Origin of the sequence: Chryseobacterium sp. CFS15, from assembly GCF_031118795.1 — a bacterium.
GTDB lineage: Bacteria > Bacteroidota > Bacteroidia > Flavobacteriales > Weeksellaceae > Chryseobacterium > Chryseobacterium indoltheticum.
Genome location: NZ_JAVHYL010000003.1, coordinates 441,172 through 456,448, shown reverse-complemented (window position 1 = coordinate 456,448; position 15,277 = coordinate 441,172). Strand labels below are relative to the sequence as shown.

The 15,277-nt window shown below is 34.1% G+C and carries 13 protein-coding genes; 11 read left to right on the top strand and 2 right to left on the bottom strand.

All coding sequences use genetic code 11. The features are described from left to right. The first annotated feature begins 461 nt into the window (after positions 1 to 461). On the top strand, positions 462 to 656 hold the full coding sequence (locus OH814_RS07125) for a hypothetical protein (protein ID WP_308827691.1): 195 nt from the start codon (positions 462 to 464) through the stop codon (positions 654 to 656). A 259-nt stretch (positions 657 to 915) separates the two neighbouring features. On the opposite strand, the gene OH814_RS07120 is transcribed toward OH814_RS07125, so the two are convergent. After that, entirely contained in the window at positions 916 to 3,399 is a 2,484-nt protein-coding gene (locus tag OH814_RS07120; protein ID WP_308827690.1) for a DUF5686 family protein, read from the bottom strand. A 403-nt stretch (positions 3,400 to 3,802) separates the two neighbouring features. Here OH814_RS07120 and OH814_RS07115 point away from each other — a divergent pair, with 403 nt between their 5' ends. From OH814_RS07115 to OH814_RS07090, 6 genes are all read left to right on the top strand, one after another. Continuing rightward, the gene (locus tag OH814_RS07115) at positions 3,803 to 4,255 is read left to right on the top strand and encodes a DUF6932 family protein (RefSeq protein ID WP_115619593.1); all 453 of its coding nucleotides are present in this window, start codon (positions 3,803 to 3,805) and stop codon (positions 4,253 to 4,255) included. Next, positions 4,245 to 5,165: a hypothetical protein gene (locus OH814_RS07110; protein ID WP_308827689.1), complete on the top strand. Its 921-nt coding sequence runs from the start codon at positions 4,245 to 4,247 to the stop codon at positions 5,163 to 5,165. The genes OH814_RS07115 and OH814_RS07110 overlap by 11 nt, the downstream gene beginning before the upstream one ends. Before the next feature lie 66 nt (positions 5,166 to 5,231). Beyond that, complete coding sequence (locus OH814_RS07105; protein WP_308827688.1) at positions 5,232 to 6,215, top strand: hypothetical protein; 984 nt, start codon at positions 5,232 to 5,234, stop codon at positions 6,213 to 6,215. A gap of 348 nt (positions 6,216 to 6,563) precedes the next feature. Continuing rightward, positions 6,564 to 6,761, top strand: a complete 198-nt coding sequence (locus OH814_RS07100) for a hypothetical protein (protein ID WP_308827687.1) — start codon at positions 6,564 to 6,566, stop codon at positions 6,759 to 6,761. A gap of 32 nt (positions 6,762 to 6,793) precedes the next feature. Beyond that, positions 6,794 to 7,486 carry a hypothetical protein gene (locus tag OH814_RS07095; protein WP_308827686.1) on the top strand — a complete coding sequence of 231 codons (693 nt, stop codon included), beginning with the start codon at positions 6,794 to 6,796 and terminating at the stop codon, positions 7,484 to 7,486. Between the two features lie 349 nt (positions 7,487 to 7,835). Next, positions 7,836 to 8,129, top strand: a complete 294-nt coding sequence (locus OH814_RS07090) for a GIY-YIG nuclease family protein (RefSeq protein WP_201134844.1) — start codon at positions 7,836 to 7,838, stop codon at positions 8,127 to 8,129. Between the two features lie 1,540 nt (positions 8,130 to 9,669). Here the strand turns inward: OH814_RS07090 and alaS are convergent. Continuing rightward, positions 9,670 to 12,273, bottom strand: coding sequence for an alanine--tRNA ligase (gene alaS, locus OH814_RS07085; protein WP_308827685.1), 2,604 nt, complete (start codon positions 12,271 to 12,273; stop codon positions 9,670 to 9,672). A gap of 459 nt (positions 12,274 to 12,732) precedes the next feature. On the opposite strand from alaS, the gene OH814_RS07080 reads away from it, so the two are divergent. The 4 genes from OH814_RS07080 to msrB all read left to right on the top strand — a co-directional run bounded on the left by OH814_RS07080 (position 12,733) and on the right by msrB (position 15,199). Continuing rightward, positions 12,733 to 13,287 carry a sigma-70 family RNA polymerase sigma factor gene (locus tag OH814_RS07080; protein ID WP_308827684.1) on the top strand — a complete coding sequence of 185 codons (555 nt, stop codon included), beginning with the start codon at positions 12,733 to 12,735 and terminating at the stop codon, positions 13,285 to 13,287. 9 nt (positions 13,288 to 13,296) lie between these two features. Next, positions 13,297 to 13,569, top strand: coding sequence for a hypothetical protein (locus tag OH814_RS07075; protein WP_123885504.1), 273 nt, complete (start codon positions 13,297 to 13,299; stop codon positions 13,567 to 13,569). Between the two features lie 78 nt (positions 13,570 to 13,647). Next, on the top strand, positions 13,648 to 14,100 hold the full coding sequence (locus OH814_RS07070) for a DUF417 family protein (RefSeq protein ID WP_308827683.1): 453 nt from the start codon (positions 13,648 to 13,650) through the stop codon (positions 14,098 to 14,100). A 10-nt stretch (positions 14,101 to 14,110) separates the two neighbouring features. Then, a complete protein-coding gene (msrB, locus tag OH814_RS07065; RefSeq protein ID WP_308827682.1) occupies positions 14,111 to 15,199 on the top strand; it encodes a peptide-methionine (R)-S-oxide reductase MsrB in 1,089 nt (362 codons plus the stop codon). Positions 15,200 to 15,277 lie beyond the last annotated feature (78 nt).

Below are 15,277 nucleotides of genomic sequence, written 5' to 3'. Positions count from 1 at the left end.
ACCTTTTATCTTGAGTGTAAATCTTACTTAAAATCTTGAGTTTTGAGCTTTACATTTCAAGATGTTAAACATTGAATTCTAAAAAGATGAATTTGAAACCTGTAATTGTATTAAAGAACAAATATTACTTTAGAATGCAACTAACCCTAGCCAGAATAGAAGCGGTTAACGCGCAACAGAGTGGAAAAGTCGAAGGTTTAGCTTTGGCAAAGAAAAGAGTGAGTAAAAGCGGATAGCCGGATAAAGATCCTGAAAAAAGTATTTATTTTAAAATAGTTTTAAATTGTAATTATCTTTAATACAAGATTTTAAAGTATCAATAATTATAAATTTTATATTTATAATCAGTTATTTCGAAATAAAATTCTAAATTATATTTCATCATATATTGAAAAATTACTATTTTAGTCAAGCGGAATCCGAAAAGCATTAATAGAGTAGGAACCATTCAAAATCAAAATATGAAAAATTTAATCAAAATCTCTAGAGAAAATCTAAAATCACTTAACGGGGGCGGTGGCCCGACATGTCCTGATGATCCCGCATTCGGAATGTGTTATCCTCCAGGCTGGCCAAATGGAATTTGTATGACAAGGTATCAATGTTGTCTTAAACTTGGGATTGATGAAAAAACTTGTAAAGAATTTCATAGTTAAGAACTAAATCAAAAGATGTTTCACAACTTAATAAATAAACTTGTTTTATTATAATTTCATTAATATAGGTAAAGTTATTAATTATAGTTGCTGTAAAGTCAAATATCATCTACAAGCTGTAGATGATATTTTTATGTTTTATGATAACTTAATGTAAGCCTATATTTCATCAAATCTAAAATATTTTCAAAAAAAACCGCCATAAACTTTAAAAGTGAATGACGGTCTACTATTTTTTACTTTGTTTGTAACAAATTTATCAATTTAAAAGATTAAACCTTAGTTTAATTCCAAAGTTATCTTTGAATTGCGAAGTTTGATAATGTCCTAATCTATAAGAGAAACCTACGCCAAAACCTCTACCTAAAAATCGGTTCCAGATAAAGCCGACTTCCTGATAATAGTGATCGAGTACCTGAAAATCAAACAGATGGTCGCCTCTGTTTTTGAAATCTCCAATGGCTGATTGATATTCCAGCTCGATGTTTGAATATCTTGATCCAAAAGTTTTAAATCTAAACGGCAAATACTGCGAGAATTTAAATGCTATAAATTTATCGGCAAAGAAAGTTCCCGAAGGCATTGTGGCAAACGCTAAGTTGTTTGGAGTATTAATATTAGAATACCAATGATCCGGATTTCTGTCATTCTGACCCGCAATTTCAAAGTTTTTCCAGATTGGAGCTGTTCCTGATGAAATTCCTCCAAAAAGTTTAAGATTAGTAATTCCCAGTTTTGATCTGAACTGGTGAATAATCAATGCATCAGCTCTGTAATAATCCAGATCTCCTCCTAAGGCATCAACTCCTTTTTCAAAATTTACATACACTTGTGGAAATTCTTTTTCATAGGTGTATTTTCCGCTTGGCGTCATAATGTTTTTATCGTTTGGCGAGAATTTTAATGATAATGTTGTACTCACATTGTCAAAACGATTTCCTAAATTTTTGTATTGATAATCAAAAAGTGCTTCTTGTTTCTCTTTATTCACGGCAAGTTTCATGCTTAAAGAGTTTGAAATATCATATAAAAATGAAGCTCCCCATTTCTGATTTTTATAAAAATTGGCATTATGCAAATCTAAATTTAAATCATTCACTTTCATCATCATATCCCACATAGTATTGCTGAATCTTCCTGCAGCAAAGACATCATCTACATAATCAATACGGAAAACAGAGGTTCTTTTATCAGACAATTTCATGTCTAGACCAAGTCCGTATTTCCAGGTGTGATCTTTAAAACCATAGCCGAAATATCCATCCGGAGAGAATGTTTTGCTGAATTTTTCGTTCAGTTTTACACCGGCTCCTAATCGAAGACCTTGATATTTATCATAGCTGAAAAATTTAGTCAGATCAAAATCTATCATTTTATAGCGCAGATTTCCCCGCATTAATTGGGTTAAAAAAGTTAGCTTTTTTTCAAAGTCATGTTTCTCTACAAAGCTGTCAATCTTTGTATAGGTCGCACTTTCTCTTGCGGTCAAACTGTCGGTTCTGTATTGCTGAAGCAGGCTTCCGTCAGAGTTTTTCATTTCGAGAGAATAGCCTTTGAATTCTGAGGCTTTCTGCGTTTCATTCAATTGGAAATCAAAAAAACGGTTTTTTACATACAGATAATTTCCAAATGTTTTTCGGTTGTATTTCTGTCGGTCGCTCAGTTTTTCGCCTTTCTTCAGCGTATCCGTTTTTACGCTGTCTTTTTTTGAAATATTAAACGTCTGGTCCCCCATTTTCAGTTTAATGTCTTCATAATCCAGAAACCATTTTCCGTCAATCGGTTTCCACACCGAAACAATATCGCCTTCGTTTCTTTTTTTACTGGCACTTTCAAACTTTTTCAGGGCATACGTTTCAGAATCAATATAAATCTTTCCATTAAATTTTCTCGGATTTTGCTTTTTCTTGTCGGTAATTTCTTTGAACTTAATAACGTAAGTTTTCCTGCCGTCTAACTGTAAAGTATCTGACAGATAAAAATTAAAAAGCTTTCTGTTTTCCGGTCTTAATTGCCTTGGTGTTCTGTTCAAATTGGATATATTAATAGCTAAAGCCTCATAAATCGGATTTTTAAAACCCGACATTCTGTTGTCGATGATATTGGTTTTCTCCCCGAACTTCTGGGAATATTTGTATTCCGCCGCTTTTTCCCAAAGGAACATCTGACTTTCCTGAGTAGCGTCGAGCAGATCTTCGCCGATCAGAGAATCCTTCTTTTCACTTTCTTTTTGTTTAAATTCTTTTTTATCGACTTTTGAGAGAGAATCTTTTCTCGAAGCAAGGAAATTTTTAAAAGTATCAATTGAATCTTTATCGACATCAATCGAGAATTTGGAATAAGATTTAAAATTGTAGGTATCCAATGACTTTGGTGAGTTTTCTTTTTCCCTTTTATTGACTTCATCTAAAATCCTCAAAGCTTTCGGATCACTTTTATCGGTGATTACCACTTTATCAATATTGCTCTGTTTCTCAGACAGTGGCTGCATGGCAACTTCCATTGATTTTTTAACATCAGCGGTGATATCTTCAAAATTGCTGGCAAGAATTTCTACTTTTTTACATTTTGTTTTAAAAGATAAAATGCCGTCAAAATTGGTTTTCCCCAACAGATTGTCGTCGCAGTAAACGGCTGCATCACGAATCGGTTTTTTATCGGTTTTACTGAAAACTTTCAGTGAAGTCTGCCCGAAATAGAGTACGGTGAAAAATAAAAATAACGTAGATAAATTTTTTGTCATTGAGTTTTTTATTAATAAGACAAAACTATTGATAAGAAGGTTACAAAACCATAACAGAAAATATAATCTTTTGTTAAAAATAAAATTGGCTGTATTTGCTTTATTGATACTTTGTTATTGAGATTTTCAATTCTCGTAGTAAGGATAAATGGAGATTTATTTAAGAGATTTTAAGGCTTTTTGAAAATTAAATACTTTTTCATTAATGACCTGCGTCAGTTCGAATAAAAATTATTGGTAGAATAATTTTGTGTCGAGAACTTTAGACTTCGGTTTTTTTCATTTGGTTCGAATTAAATATTTTATTATAGTGAAAATTATTTATATTTAAACAAAAATATATATTGAATTATGTAGTTTTTAAAGACATTATTCATTGAGATATTTATAAAAACTAAAACTAATGACCAAACCCGAATTTCCGCCATTATTTCCGCCAGGTTTTCACACAATAAGTATTGATGAAATTAATCAAATTTGTGTTACAAACTTTCCTAGAAATGATAAACGAAAAGAGCTATTTGATAATTTTTTAAAATTCTTGAAGCATTTGGAAATGGTGAATTCAAAATTTGAAATTTGGGTTGATGGTTCATTTACTACTGAAAAAGAGGAGCCAGAGGATATTGATATTTTAATTATCTATGATGAACTTCATTTGAAAACATTAGCACCAGGTGAAATAAATATTATAAACAGTTTATTTAATAGAAGTCTTTCTAAGATTAGATTTAATTTAGATGTATTGTTATGTGAAAAAAATGATATTAATCAAAGGAGTTATTGGAGAGGTTGGTTTGGTTTTTCAAGAAGCGAACAATTAAAAGGAATTGCAAAATTTGAATATGGATATTAATAAAATTAAATATAATATTGATTTTTTAACTGAAGAAGTTAAATTATTGTCATTAAAATTAATTGACAACGATAGTCCTATTTTAAAAACTCAAATCGAAAGTTTAAACTTAGAAATTAGGAATTTACAAAATGAACTTAGAAAATATAACGAGATTAGAAATAAAGAAGTTATTTCCTTAAGGTTGATGGGTGAAATAGCTAAGAATGGAACTTTTCCTCTAATATCTGTCGGTGGAATAACTGATTCCTTCGCTAATGCAATATTTAAGACTTCTCAATATTTGCAATATGGTATAAAAGGTGGGAAGAAAATTGAAAAAATTCTAAATGAAAATCTTGACTTACGTTTAGAAGCTTTAGGACAGGGATCTACAATTTTTTATATTTCAGCTAAAACAAATCCAGATTTGTTTGGTAATAGCATAATTCAAAATTCGCTTGAATCAACTTTTGAATTACTTAGTAGTGAACAACCTCATGATTTAATTGAGAACATAGAAAATATTGGAATAAACAGTGCAAAATATTATAAAAATTTCTTTGGTGAGCTGTTAAAAGATAATTTAGAAATAGAAATTTCATGGGAAGATTACAACTTTGAAACAAAAAAATGGTTTGGGACAAAGCAAAAATTACTTCAATTTTATAATACTTTTGATAATATAAACACTCTTGAACCAGAATATCTTGTTGATGATTTTGAAATTATCACATTGAGTCTAAAGAATAGAATTGAAGCAAGAGATATTATTTCTGACAAAATTATAAATATTAAATATTCCCAAGATTTCATTGATTTAATTAAAACATTACATGTCGGAGAAGTTGTAACTCTTAATTATTCAAAAACCACAATTATTAATGAAGTAACTAAAAAAGAAAAATTTCAATTTAACTTAATGGAATAAGACTGTTAGCGAAAATCGAATAATACATTCATAATTCTTCCATTGTTTGCAATCATAAAATTATAAATGAAAAGACTAATCTATTACCCAACCTTAGAACCACAAGATATCAATTGGTTGAAATATGCACTTATATATATTGATAATTTTTCACCAATTATACCAAAATCTGCTGAAAATAAAATCACAGATGTTTTTAAATCAATTACTGATAACACGGATTTAATAACTATACTTAAACCGACTTATAATCAAGGTGATCGGGCTTCTACAAAAACTTTAGTAGAATTGGAAAATATTCAGAGATTTCCAAATCAATATAGAGATAAGTTTAACGTAGTCAATATTGAAAAAACTCTAAAAGATGTAGGCAATTGGGATTATAAAATTCTTAAAGAAAAATTCAATATGGATTTTGGTGATGAAATTCTTAAAAGAGGGTTAGGTATTCAAGTAAAAGAGGGTATAAGAACATCATCTGAATTAGGTAATTTATTTATGATATTCTTATCAGAAGAAATTGCCAAAGATGAAAAAGGTAATCCAATAACTGATATTACAAAGTATGATAATTTAACTACATATATTAGAAGTATTGACATTAACCAGCATGATGTTCCTGCTCATTTTATTAGAACAATTATTGATTTAAGTTTACCAAAAAATATACAAGATATTCCTGTCGAAAAGTTAATAGAATTTAGGAATTATAGTGAAATAAACGAATTACGAAATAAATTAAATATCAGTCTTTCTAATTTTTACAAGTCATTAGAAAATGGTACAGATCCACATCAATATTTGAAATTTATTGAACAAAATTCTAATGAACTAGCTCAGCAAATTTTGCTTTTTTTTGGTGGTTTGTTTGGTGTTTCCTTAGCTGCATCAACGATAATGTCTAACCCTTTAAGCACAGAATCAATTAAAGAAATAACAGAAGGTACATTAATGTCAGTCGAAGCAATAAGCGCTATAAAATCTGCATGGTCTAGTAATGGAGAAAAACGAGCTGCAAGAAAATTTCTAACTAAATTAAACCAAATTTAAAGCTGCTTCCACACTTCCACATGATTACCAACATAAAAACCTCGCTGTCCGCGAGGTTTTCCCATTTCAAAAAAAATATAATCCCAATCCCATTGTATTTAAAAATATTTTTATATTTGTTTTAAGAACAACAAAAAACAAAATGATGATATTAAGAAATAATCTCGCAGTTCATGCGCAAGCTTCCGGCACTTCCGGTTTCAATATCCAACTCAATACTTTTCAACCCATTGCTCATCTTAAAAAACGGTAAACCGTTCCGTTGGTTCGTTCAGGCAGTTTGAGGAGTGCTTCAACCAGTTAGAAAGGGCAATCAGGCATTCCGTTGAAGTAATCAACCACTTCGTAATGGCGTTTAAGTGTTCCGTAAAGGCAGTCAACCGTTCCGAAGAGCCAATCAACCATTCCGAAGAGGCGATCAATCACTCCGAAGAAACAATCAACCACTCCGAAGAGGTAATCAAGTACAATTTGTTATATTTCAGCACTTTACAGCTGTTTCCGAAAAGTCAGGAGATTCAACAGACAAGATACAATAGACTTTAAACCCATTTTTAAACACAAAAAATTACTTTATTATGAAAAAAGAACAGGTATTACGCACTTTCAAACTCGCAGACGCTGTACTGAAACAAAAAGCAGATGAACTGATCGCTTTGATCGACAGAGACATCACCGAATTTACAGATCGTGGCTATAACACCGCAAAAAAGACCGAACTGACGACAGCACGAAACACGGTAGATAGTTTCCCAAGCGATGAACAGCTGGAAGCCATCAAAATAAATCTGACCGAACAAAAAGACGCCGCCAGAAATGCCCTGGAAAAATCGATGCGCAGTATTTTTAAGATGGCAGAACATGTTTTCGGACTCTACAGTGCCAAATACAAAGAGTTTGGCAATGCAGGAATCAGTCAGCTCAGCGATGCCGAGGTGGTACGCATTGCAAAAATGATGAGCGTAACGGCAGAAAAATATCTTCCCCAACTTGCTGACGAAGGTCTTACCTCAGAGAAAATTAATACCCTGATTACCCAACGTGAAGCTCTGGATATTGCTATTGACGCACAGGCTCAAGGGATATCCGACCGGGATGTTGCCACCGAGAGTCGAGTAGAAGCTCTTAATAAACTCTACCAACTGTCCACAAAATATGCAGGCATCGGTCAGGATATTTTTTACGAAACCAACGAAGCCAAATACAACGACTACATCATCTATGACACCCCAAGTGGACTTCCGGAGCTACCACCTGTAAATCCTGTATAAAAAATGTATCTCGTCAGTCCCCTCGTCAGTTCGAGTGTTTTTCGTAGCGCAGCGCAGAAAAATGTATCGAGAACCAGTGAACCGAAACACAAATTTTGTCTGTGAATCAAAAACTTCTCGATACGTTTTTCTTCAAAATCTACTCGAAGTGACGTATTGTTTACACGATACGAAAACGGTTTCGTCAGTTCGAGTGTTTTTCTTAGCGCAGCGTAGAAAAATGTATCGAGAACTAGTGAACCGAAGCACAAATTTTGTCTGTGAATCAAAAACTTTTCGATACTCTCCGCTTCGCTTCGTTACTCGAAGTGACGTTCGTTGAATCAAAAACTTCTTTATACGATTAATCATGCAAACATCATTCGTCTACATATTACTTTGTTCCGATAAAACCTACTACACTGGAGTAACCGAAAATGTGTACAAACGTTTTGACGAACATCAAGACGGTAAATATTTTGGCTCTTACACATTCTCAAGACGCCCGTTACAGCTAGTCTATTTTTGTCAGTTTATGGATATTGAGCAAGCAATTATTTTTGAGAAAAAGATTAAGAAATGGTCTCAGGCAAAGAAATTGGCATTAATTGAAGGACGATATGAAGACCTGCCTAATCTTGCGAAAAAGAATTTTGGGAAGTAATTGATTTATCTTATCAATTTGCCCTCGTCAGTCGCTCCGTCAGTTCGAGTGTTTTTCGCAGCGCAGCGCAGAAAAAAGTATCGAGAACCAGTGAACTGAAGCACAAATTTTGTCTGCGAATCAAAAACTTCTCGATACGGTTTTTTGCGAAACCTACTCGAAGTGACGTCTTGTTTACACGATACGAAAACGGTTTCGTCAGTTCGAGTGTTTTTCTTAGCGCAGCATAGAAAAATGTATCGAGAACCAGTGAACTGAAGCACAAATTTTGTCTGTGAATCAAAAACTTCTCGATACGATTTTTTGCAAAAATCACTCGAAGTGACGTCTTGTTTACACGATACGAAAACGGTTTCGTCGGTTCGAGTGTTTTTATTAGCGCAGCGTAGAAAAATGTATCGAGAACCCGTGAAGGGAAGCACAAATTTTGTTCTATAATCAAAAACTTCTCGATATGACTTTTTGCAAAATTCTACTCGAAGTGACGTCTTATTTACACGATACGAAAACGGTTTCGTCAGTTCGAGTGTTTTTCGTAGCGAAGCGTAGAAAAAAGTATCGAGAACCAGTGAATTGAAGCACAAAATCTGTCTTCCCATCAAAAACTTCTCGATACGGTTTTTTTCAAAACCTACTCGAAGTGACGACTTGTTTACACGATACGAAAACGGTTTCGTCGGTTCGAGTGTTTTTCGTAGCGCAGCATAGAAAAATGTATCGAGAACCAGTGAATCGAAGCACAAATTTTGTCTTCCAATCAAAAAACTTCTCGATACGGTTTTTTGCGAAACCTACTCGAAGTGACGTCTTGTTTACGCGATATGAAAACGGTTTCGTCAGTTCGAGTGTTTTTCTTAGCGCAGCATAGAAAAAATTATCGAGAACAAGTGAATCGAAGCACAAATTTTGTCTGTGAATCAAAAACTTCTCGATACGATTTTTTTGCAAAAATCACTCGAAGTGACGTCTTGTTTACACGATACGAAAACAGTTTCGTCAGTTCGAGTGTTTTCTTAGCGCAGCGTAGAAAAATGTATCGAGAACCCGTGAACTGAAGCACAAAATCTGTCTTCCCATCAAAAACTTCTCGATAAGATTTTTTGCAAAAATCACTCGAAGTGACGTCTTGTTTGCACGATACGAAAACAGTTTCGTCAGTTCGAGTGTTTTTCTTAGCGTAGCGCAGAAAAATGTATCGAGAACCAGTGAATCGAAGCACAAAATATGTCTTCCCATCAAAAACTTCTCGATACGGTTTTTTTCAAAACCTACTCGAAGTGACGTGTTATTTACACGATATGAAAACGGTTTTGTTAGTTCGAGTGTTTTTCGCAGCGCAGCGCAGAAAAATGTATCGAGAACTCGTGAACCGAAGCACAAAATCTGTCTTCAATCAAAAACTTCTCGATACGAATTTTTTCAAAATTCTACTCGAAGTGACGATGTACGATTGACGTTGTAAAATACAAACAATCCCTTTCAAAAACTGAAGGGGATTATTTGTGTAGAAACCGCAAAAGCGGTAATATTTATTAGTAATTTAAATATTCAAAGCTTTCTGATAAGCATTTTCCAAGCCATCAATATTTTTTCCTCCGGCTGTAGCAAAACCTGGGTTTCCGCCGCCGCCGCCCTGGATTTCTTTAGCTAACTCTTTAATAAGTGCTCCAGCCTGATAAATTCCTGCTAAATCATCAGAAACGCCAACGGTAATCATTGGTTTTCCGTCTGCGTCGGACAGGATAATCGTTATAGAAGTTGGGATTTCTTTCTTTAACTGGAAGACGATATCTTTTACAGAACCCGCGTCCAGAGAAGTTTTCTTCACTAAAAGTAATTTATCGCCTTTTTGCTCATAAGCACCTTTCCAGTCACCGATTTCGCCTTTTGCTTTTTCCTTTTTCAAAACGTCAACTTCAGACTTCAATGCTGCATTTTCTTCAATTAACTTCTCGATAGAACGTACAACATCTTTAGATTTTAGCAATTGAGAAAGCTCAACAACCTGCTTTTCTAAACCTTTGAAATATTCCTCAGATTTGTCTCCCGAGATTGCTTCAATTCTTCTGATTCCTGCTGCCACAGAGCTTTCAGAATTAATTTTAAAGTGACCGATTTCGCTGGTGTTTTTTACGTGAGTTCCACCGCAAAGTTCTTTTGAACTTTCAAACTGAATCATTCTTACGCTGTCACCATATTTTTCACCAAATAAAGCCATTGCACCTTTATCAATCGCTTCTTTGATCGGAATATTTCTAAACTCTTGCAGAGCTATATTTTCTTTGATTTTTGCATTGACCTTTTCTTCAATTAAAGCCAATTCTTCCTCCGTCATTTTACTGAAATGTGAGAAGTCGAAACGAAGATAATCAGGACCAACGTAAGAACCTTTTTGTTCAACGTGAGTTCCCAAAACCTCTCTCAAAGCTTCGTGTAACAAGTGCGTTACCGAGTGGTTTGCCTGAGAATTTTTTCTTTCTGCGGCATTTACTTTAGCGTAAAAAACAGCACCTGCATCTTTCGGAAGTCCGTTGATTAGGGAAATAATCAATCCATTTTCCTTTTTAGTTTCAAGAACTTCAAAACTTTCAACAGCATTTTCCAGAACGCCTTTATCACCGATTTGTCCACCACCTTCAGGATAGAAAGGGGAGTCGCTCAATACAACCTGATAAAACTCACCGTCTTTATTTTCTACTTTTCTATATCTTGTAATGTAGGTTTCAGCTTCAATTTGGTCGTAACCTACAAAAGTTTCAGGTTTTTCTTCTAAAACAACCCAGTCATATACTTTAGAAGCAGAATCTTTTTTAGAACGTTGCTTTTGTTTTTGCATTTCAGCTTCAAAACCTTGTTCATCGATAGTCAAACCTTTTTCTTCCGCAATAATTCTCGTTAAATCATCCGGGAAGCCATACGTATCGTACAGTTCAAAAACTTCTACACTTGGAAGAACTTTAGAATTTTCTGCAATGGTCTGCTGAATTAATTTTTCAACTCTTATCAAACCATTTTCAATAGTTTTTAGGAAAGATTCTTCTTCACTTTTAATGACTTCAGTAACCAATTTTCCTTGCTTTTCCAATTCCGGGAAGAATGCTCCCATTTGATTTTGAAGAACGGCAACCAATTTATAAAGGAAAGGTTCTTTCATATCTAAAAATCTGTAAGAATAAGAAATTCCTCTTCTCAAAATTCTTCTGATTACATAACCTGCTCCTCCGTTGGAAGGTAACTGTCCGTCTGCAATTGCAAACGAAACCGCTCTGATGTGGTCTACCACAACACGAATCGCAATATCTTTTTCGTCTTCTAAAATTCCGGTATATTTTTTACCAGAAACCTCTTCAACTTTAGCAATCAAAGGCGTAAAAACGTCTGTATCGTAGTTGGAAGATTTCCCTTGAAGCGCCATACAAAGACGCTCGAAGCCCATTCCTGTATCAACGTGTTGCTTCGGTAGTTTTTCTAAGCTTCCGTCAGCTTTTCTGTTGAATTCCATGAAAACCAGATTCCAGACTTCTACCACTTGAGGGTGGTCGTTGTTCACCAATTCAAGTCCTGAAACTTTAGCTTTTTCTTCAGGAGTCCTCAAGTCAATATGAATTTCCGAACATGGTCCGCAAGGTCCGCTTTCACCCATTTCCCAGAAATTATCTTTTTTATTTCCGTTGATAATTCTGTCTTCAGAAATGTAAGATTTCCAGAAATTGTAAGCATCCTGATCTCTTTCAAGATTTTCAGAAGCGTCACCTTCAAAAATAGTTACGTATAGGTTTTCTTTCGGAATTCCGTAAACTTCCGTCAACAATTCCCAGGCAAAAGCAATAGCATCTTTCTTAAAATAATCACCAAAAGACCAGTTTCCCAGCATCTCAAACATGGTGTGATGATAGGTATCACGGCCCACATCATCCAAATCGTTATGCTTCCCTGAAACTCTCAGACACTTTTGTGTATCGGCAATTCTCGGTGCTTTAGGATCTTTGTATCCTAAAAAATAATCTTTGAACTGCGTCATTCCGGAGTTGGAAAACATTAAAGTAGGATCGTCTTTCAACACAATGGGCGCCGAAGGAACAATAAGGTGGTCTTTGCTTTTAAAATAATCTAAAAATTTCTGACGGATCTCTTGTGATGTCATAATTATATATTGCTTTGCTTTTTACAAATTTTTGATAAGATGCAAATTTAATGTTTTTAAAGCAATAGAAAAATATAGTTTTGTGTTTTAATTTATTTGTAAAGTAGTATTTGAGTTTGTCATTTCGACGAAAGAGAAATCTATTATTCTTAATCTTGTAATCTTCCATCATCCAGCTTCTAACTTTCTTTCTTTTTTGGAGCTATTTCCCGCTTTCCGCACTCGCTATTTTTTGTGTTTTGGCGACGGCAAAGCCGCCGCCAAAACACAAAAAATGAGCTCAGACAAATGCTCCAATCGGGGCTAAACCTGTTGCAGAAAAAACAAACCTCATAGGTTTTTAAAACCTATGAGGTTCTAGACTGATTTTTTGAACAGAAAAAAGGATTAATAAAAACTTTGCACTTCTGAGTTTAACTTATTACCTTCGCTAGTATCTGAAAAGAGACAAACAAAAAAATGACGAAAAACGAGACCTTAAAAAACTGGATAGAACAATACTCTGAATCGTTGTTGAGAAGAGCAATTTATTTGCTTTCGGATAAAGTGGAAGCAGAGGATGTCGTTCAGGAAGTTTTTATTGCTGCCTTTTCGTCTTACGGTTCTTTTGAAGGAAAAAGCAAGCCACTCACTTGGCTCAACACGATTCTCAATAATAAAGTTGCCGATTTTTACCGCAAAAAATACAAGTCTGAACCATATATAAAACTCGATCATTTTTTTGATGAAACCGGATCCTGGAAAAACGATTCGGTGTTGAATGATTGGAACGTTTCTAACCAGGAATCTGAACTTCTGGACAATCAGGATTTTAGTAAAAGCTTGGAAGACTGCATTGAAGATCTTCCCTCACGATGGAAGATCCCGATGAAAATGTATTACCTCGAAGAAAAAAAAGCACCCGAAGTGAGTCAGGAATTGGATATCTCTACGACTAATCTTTGGAAGATTTTACAACGCACCAGAATGCAGCTGCGGGAATGCCTGGAAATTAATTGGTTTTCAAAATCATAAGGAATAAAAATGTTAAAAAAAATAATTCATATTTTCTTTTTACCGTGCAGTAAAGCTACTTTACTGATGGAAAAGCGTAATGCAAAAAGCATTTCGCCAAAAGAAAACTGGCAGCTTTCTATGCATGTAAAGATTTGTAAATGGTGCAAAGCTTATCAGAAAAAAGTAGAGATTTTAGATTCCATCTTGAAAAAGAAATGGTTCGGAGAAGAAGAAGTTGATATCAATACTACTGAAATTCAAAACTTTAAAGATAAAGTATTTAGGAAATTAGATTTTTAGTAAAAGCCTGTCAGGATTTTGTAATTGTTGCGACTATAGTTTTGAAAATAATAAATATTAATTCAAAATCTAAGAACAATGCAACAGACATCGCAACACAAAAGTTTACCAACGTACAAAATCGGTTATTACATTTCGCTTTTCGGAGCTGCAATTATTTTGCTTTGGATCGGGGCTTTCAAATTTACACCCACGGAAGCTGCAGCCATAAAACCTTTGGTAGAAAACCATTTTCTTACGTTTTTCGTATATGATATTATGAGCGCCCAGGCGGTTTCTAATATAATCGGCGTCATAGAAATTATCATTGCCTTGTTACTGATCTTTAGCGTGAAATTTGCATATCTAAAAAAGTTTGCAGGTATCGGAATGGTGGTAACTTTTTTGGTGACACTGAGTTATCTCTTTACAACACCGAATATTTGGCATATTGTTGACGGCGTTCCTGTTACAGACTTTTTTATTCTTAAAGATCTGATGCTTTTAGGATTTGGTTTAATGCTTTTAAATGGAAAAAATGAAAACATATAATAAAACAAAAATGAAAAATATATTAACATTTCTCGGAATGATTCTGGGAATTGCAGTCTTTGCAACAAGTTGTGGAGAAGCAAAACAACAATCTTCATCAATTAAAAAAGGAAATGAGACCATTATGAATGCTAAAAATGTAAAAGAAGTTTATTTTGCAGGCGGATGTTTTTGGGGAACGGAACATTTTTTTCAACAAATCAGAGGAGTGGTAGGAACTGAAGTTGGGTATGCCAACGGGAATAAGAAAAATCCTACTTATGAGGAAGTTGTAAGTCATACAACAGGTTTTGCCGAAACCGTGAAAGTAAAATACGATCCGGAGCAGGTTGACCTTAAGCTTTTGATTGATTTATATTTTAAAACAATTGACCCTACAAGCTTAAACAAGCAGGGAAATGACAGAGGCGATCAATACAGAACCGGGATTTATTCTACAGACAAAGAGACAGAGGCGGTAATTAAAGAGGAAGTTCAAAAACTAGCGAAAAATTATAACAAACCTTTGGTTGTAGAAACGATTCCGTTGAAAAACTTCTACAGTGCTGAAAATTATCATCAGGATTATTTAGATAAAAACCCGGGAGGTTATTGCCACATTGAGCCGGGATTATTTGAAATGGCAAGAAATGCAAACCCACTTCCAAAAGCTAAATATCAAAAACAGGATAAGGAAGTTTTAAAGAAAAAACTAACTGCAGAACAATATGCAGTTACGCAGGAAAATGCTACAGAAAGACCTCACACCAATGAATATGACAAAGAATTTCGTGAAGGAATTTATGTGGATATTACAACAGGAGAGCCGTTATTTATCTCAACTGATAAATTTGAATCAGGTTGTGGATGGCCAAGTTTCTCAAAACCCATATCTAAAAATGTTATCGACGAAAAAACCGATAATTCAATCGGAATGGCAAGAACAGAAGTAAGAAGTAAAACGGGAGACGCTCATTTGGGACACGTTTTTGATGACGGACCGAAAGACAAAGGCGGACTGAGATATTGTATCAATTCTGCATCATTGAAGTTTGTTCCAAAAGCTGAAATGAAGGAAAAAGGATATGGAGATTATATTTCTCTTCTTAATAAAAAGTAATTAAAAGAAAGATTTTCGGATCTTGAAACGTAACAGGTTTTTTATCTGTTACGTTTTTTTTTGAAGAAATTTTAATAT

What these genes read in the sequence shown, in the direction of transcription:
- OH814_RS07100 (WP_308827687.1), top strand. Translation starts at nt 6,564, where the DNA reads ATGGCGTTTAAGTGTTCCGTAAAGGCAGTCAACCGTTCCGAAGAGCCA.
- OH814_RS07075 (WP_123885504.1), top strand. Translation starts at nt 13,297, where the DNA reads ATGTTAAAAAAAATAATTCATATTTTCTTTTTACCGTGCAGTAAAGCT.
- msrB (WP_308827682.1), top strand. Translation starts at nt 14,111, where the DNA reads ATGAAAAATATATTAACATTTCTCGGAATGATTCTGGGAATTGCAGTC.
- OH814_RS07125 (WP_308827691.1), top strand. Translation starts at nt 462, where the DNA reads ATGAAAAATTTAATCAAAATCTCTAGAGAAAATCTAAAATCACTTAAC.
- OH814_RS07080 (WP_308827684.1), top strand. Translation starts at nt 12,733, where the DNA reads ATGACGAAAAACGAGACCTTAAAAAACTGGATAGAACAATACTCTGAA.
- OH814_RS07115 (WP_115619593.1), top strand. Translation starts at nt 3,803, where the DNA reads ATGACCAAACCCGAATTTCCGCCATTATTTCCGCCAGGTTTTCACACA.
- OH814_RS07105 (WP_308827688.1), top strand. Translation starts at nt 5,232, where the DNA reads ATGAAAAGACTAATCTATTACCCAACCTTAGAACCACAAGATATCAAT.
- OH814_RS07120 (WP_308827690.1), bottom strand. Translation starts at nt 3,399, where the DNA reads ATGACAAAAAATTTATCTACGTTATTTTTATTTTTCACCGTACTCTAT.
- OH814_RS07095 (WP_308827686.1), top strand. Translation starts at nt 6,794, where the DNA reads ATGAAAAAAGAACAGGTATTACGCACTTTCAAACTCGCAGACGCTGTA.
- alaS (WP_308827685.1), bottom strand. Translation starts at nt 12,273, where the DNA reads ATGACATCACAAGAGATCCGTCAGAAATTTTTAGATTATTTTAAAAGC.
- OH814_RS07090 (WP_201134844.1), top strand. Translation starts at nt 7,836, where the DNA reads ATGCAAACATCATTCGTCTACATATTACTTTGTTCCGATAAAACCTAC.
- OH814_RS07110 (WP_308827689.1), top strand. Translation starts at nt 4,245, where the DNA reads ATGGATATTAATAAAATTAAATATAATATTGATTTTTTAACTGAAGAA.
- OH814_RS07070 (WP_308827683.1), top strand. Translation starts at nt 13,648, where the DNA reads ATGCAACAGACATCGCAACACAAAAGTTTACCAACGTACAAAATCGGT.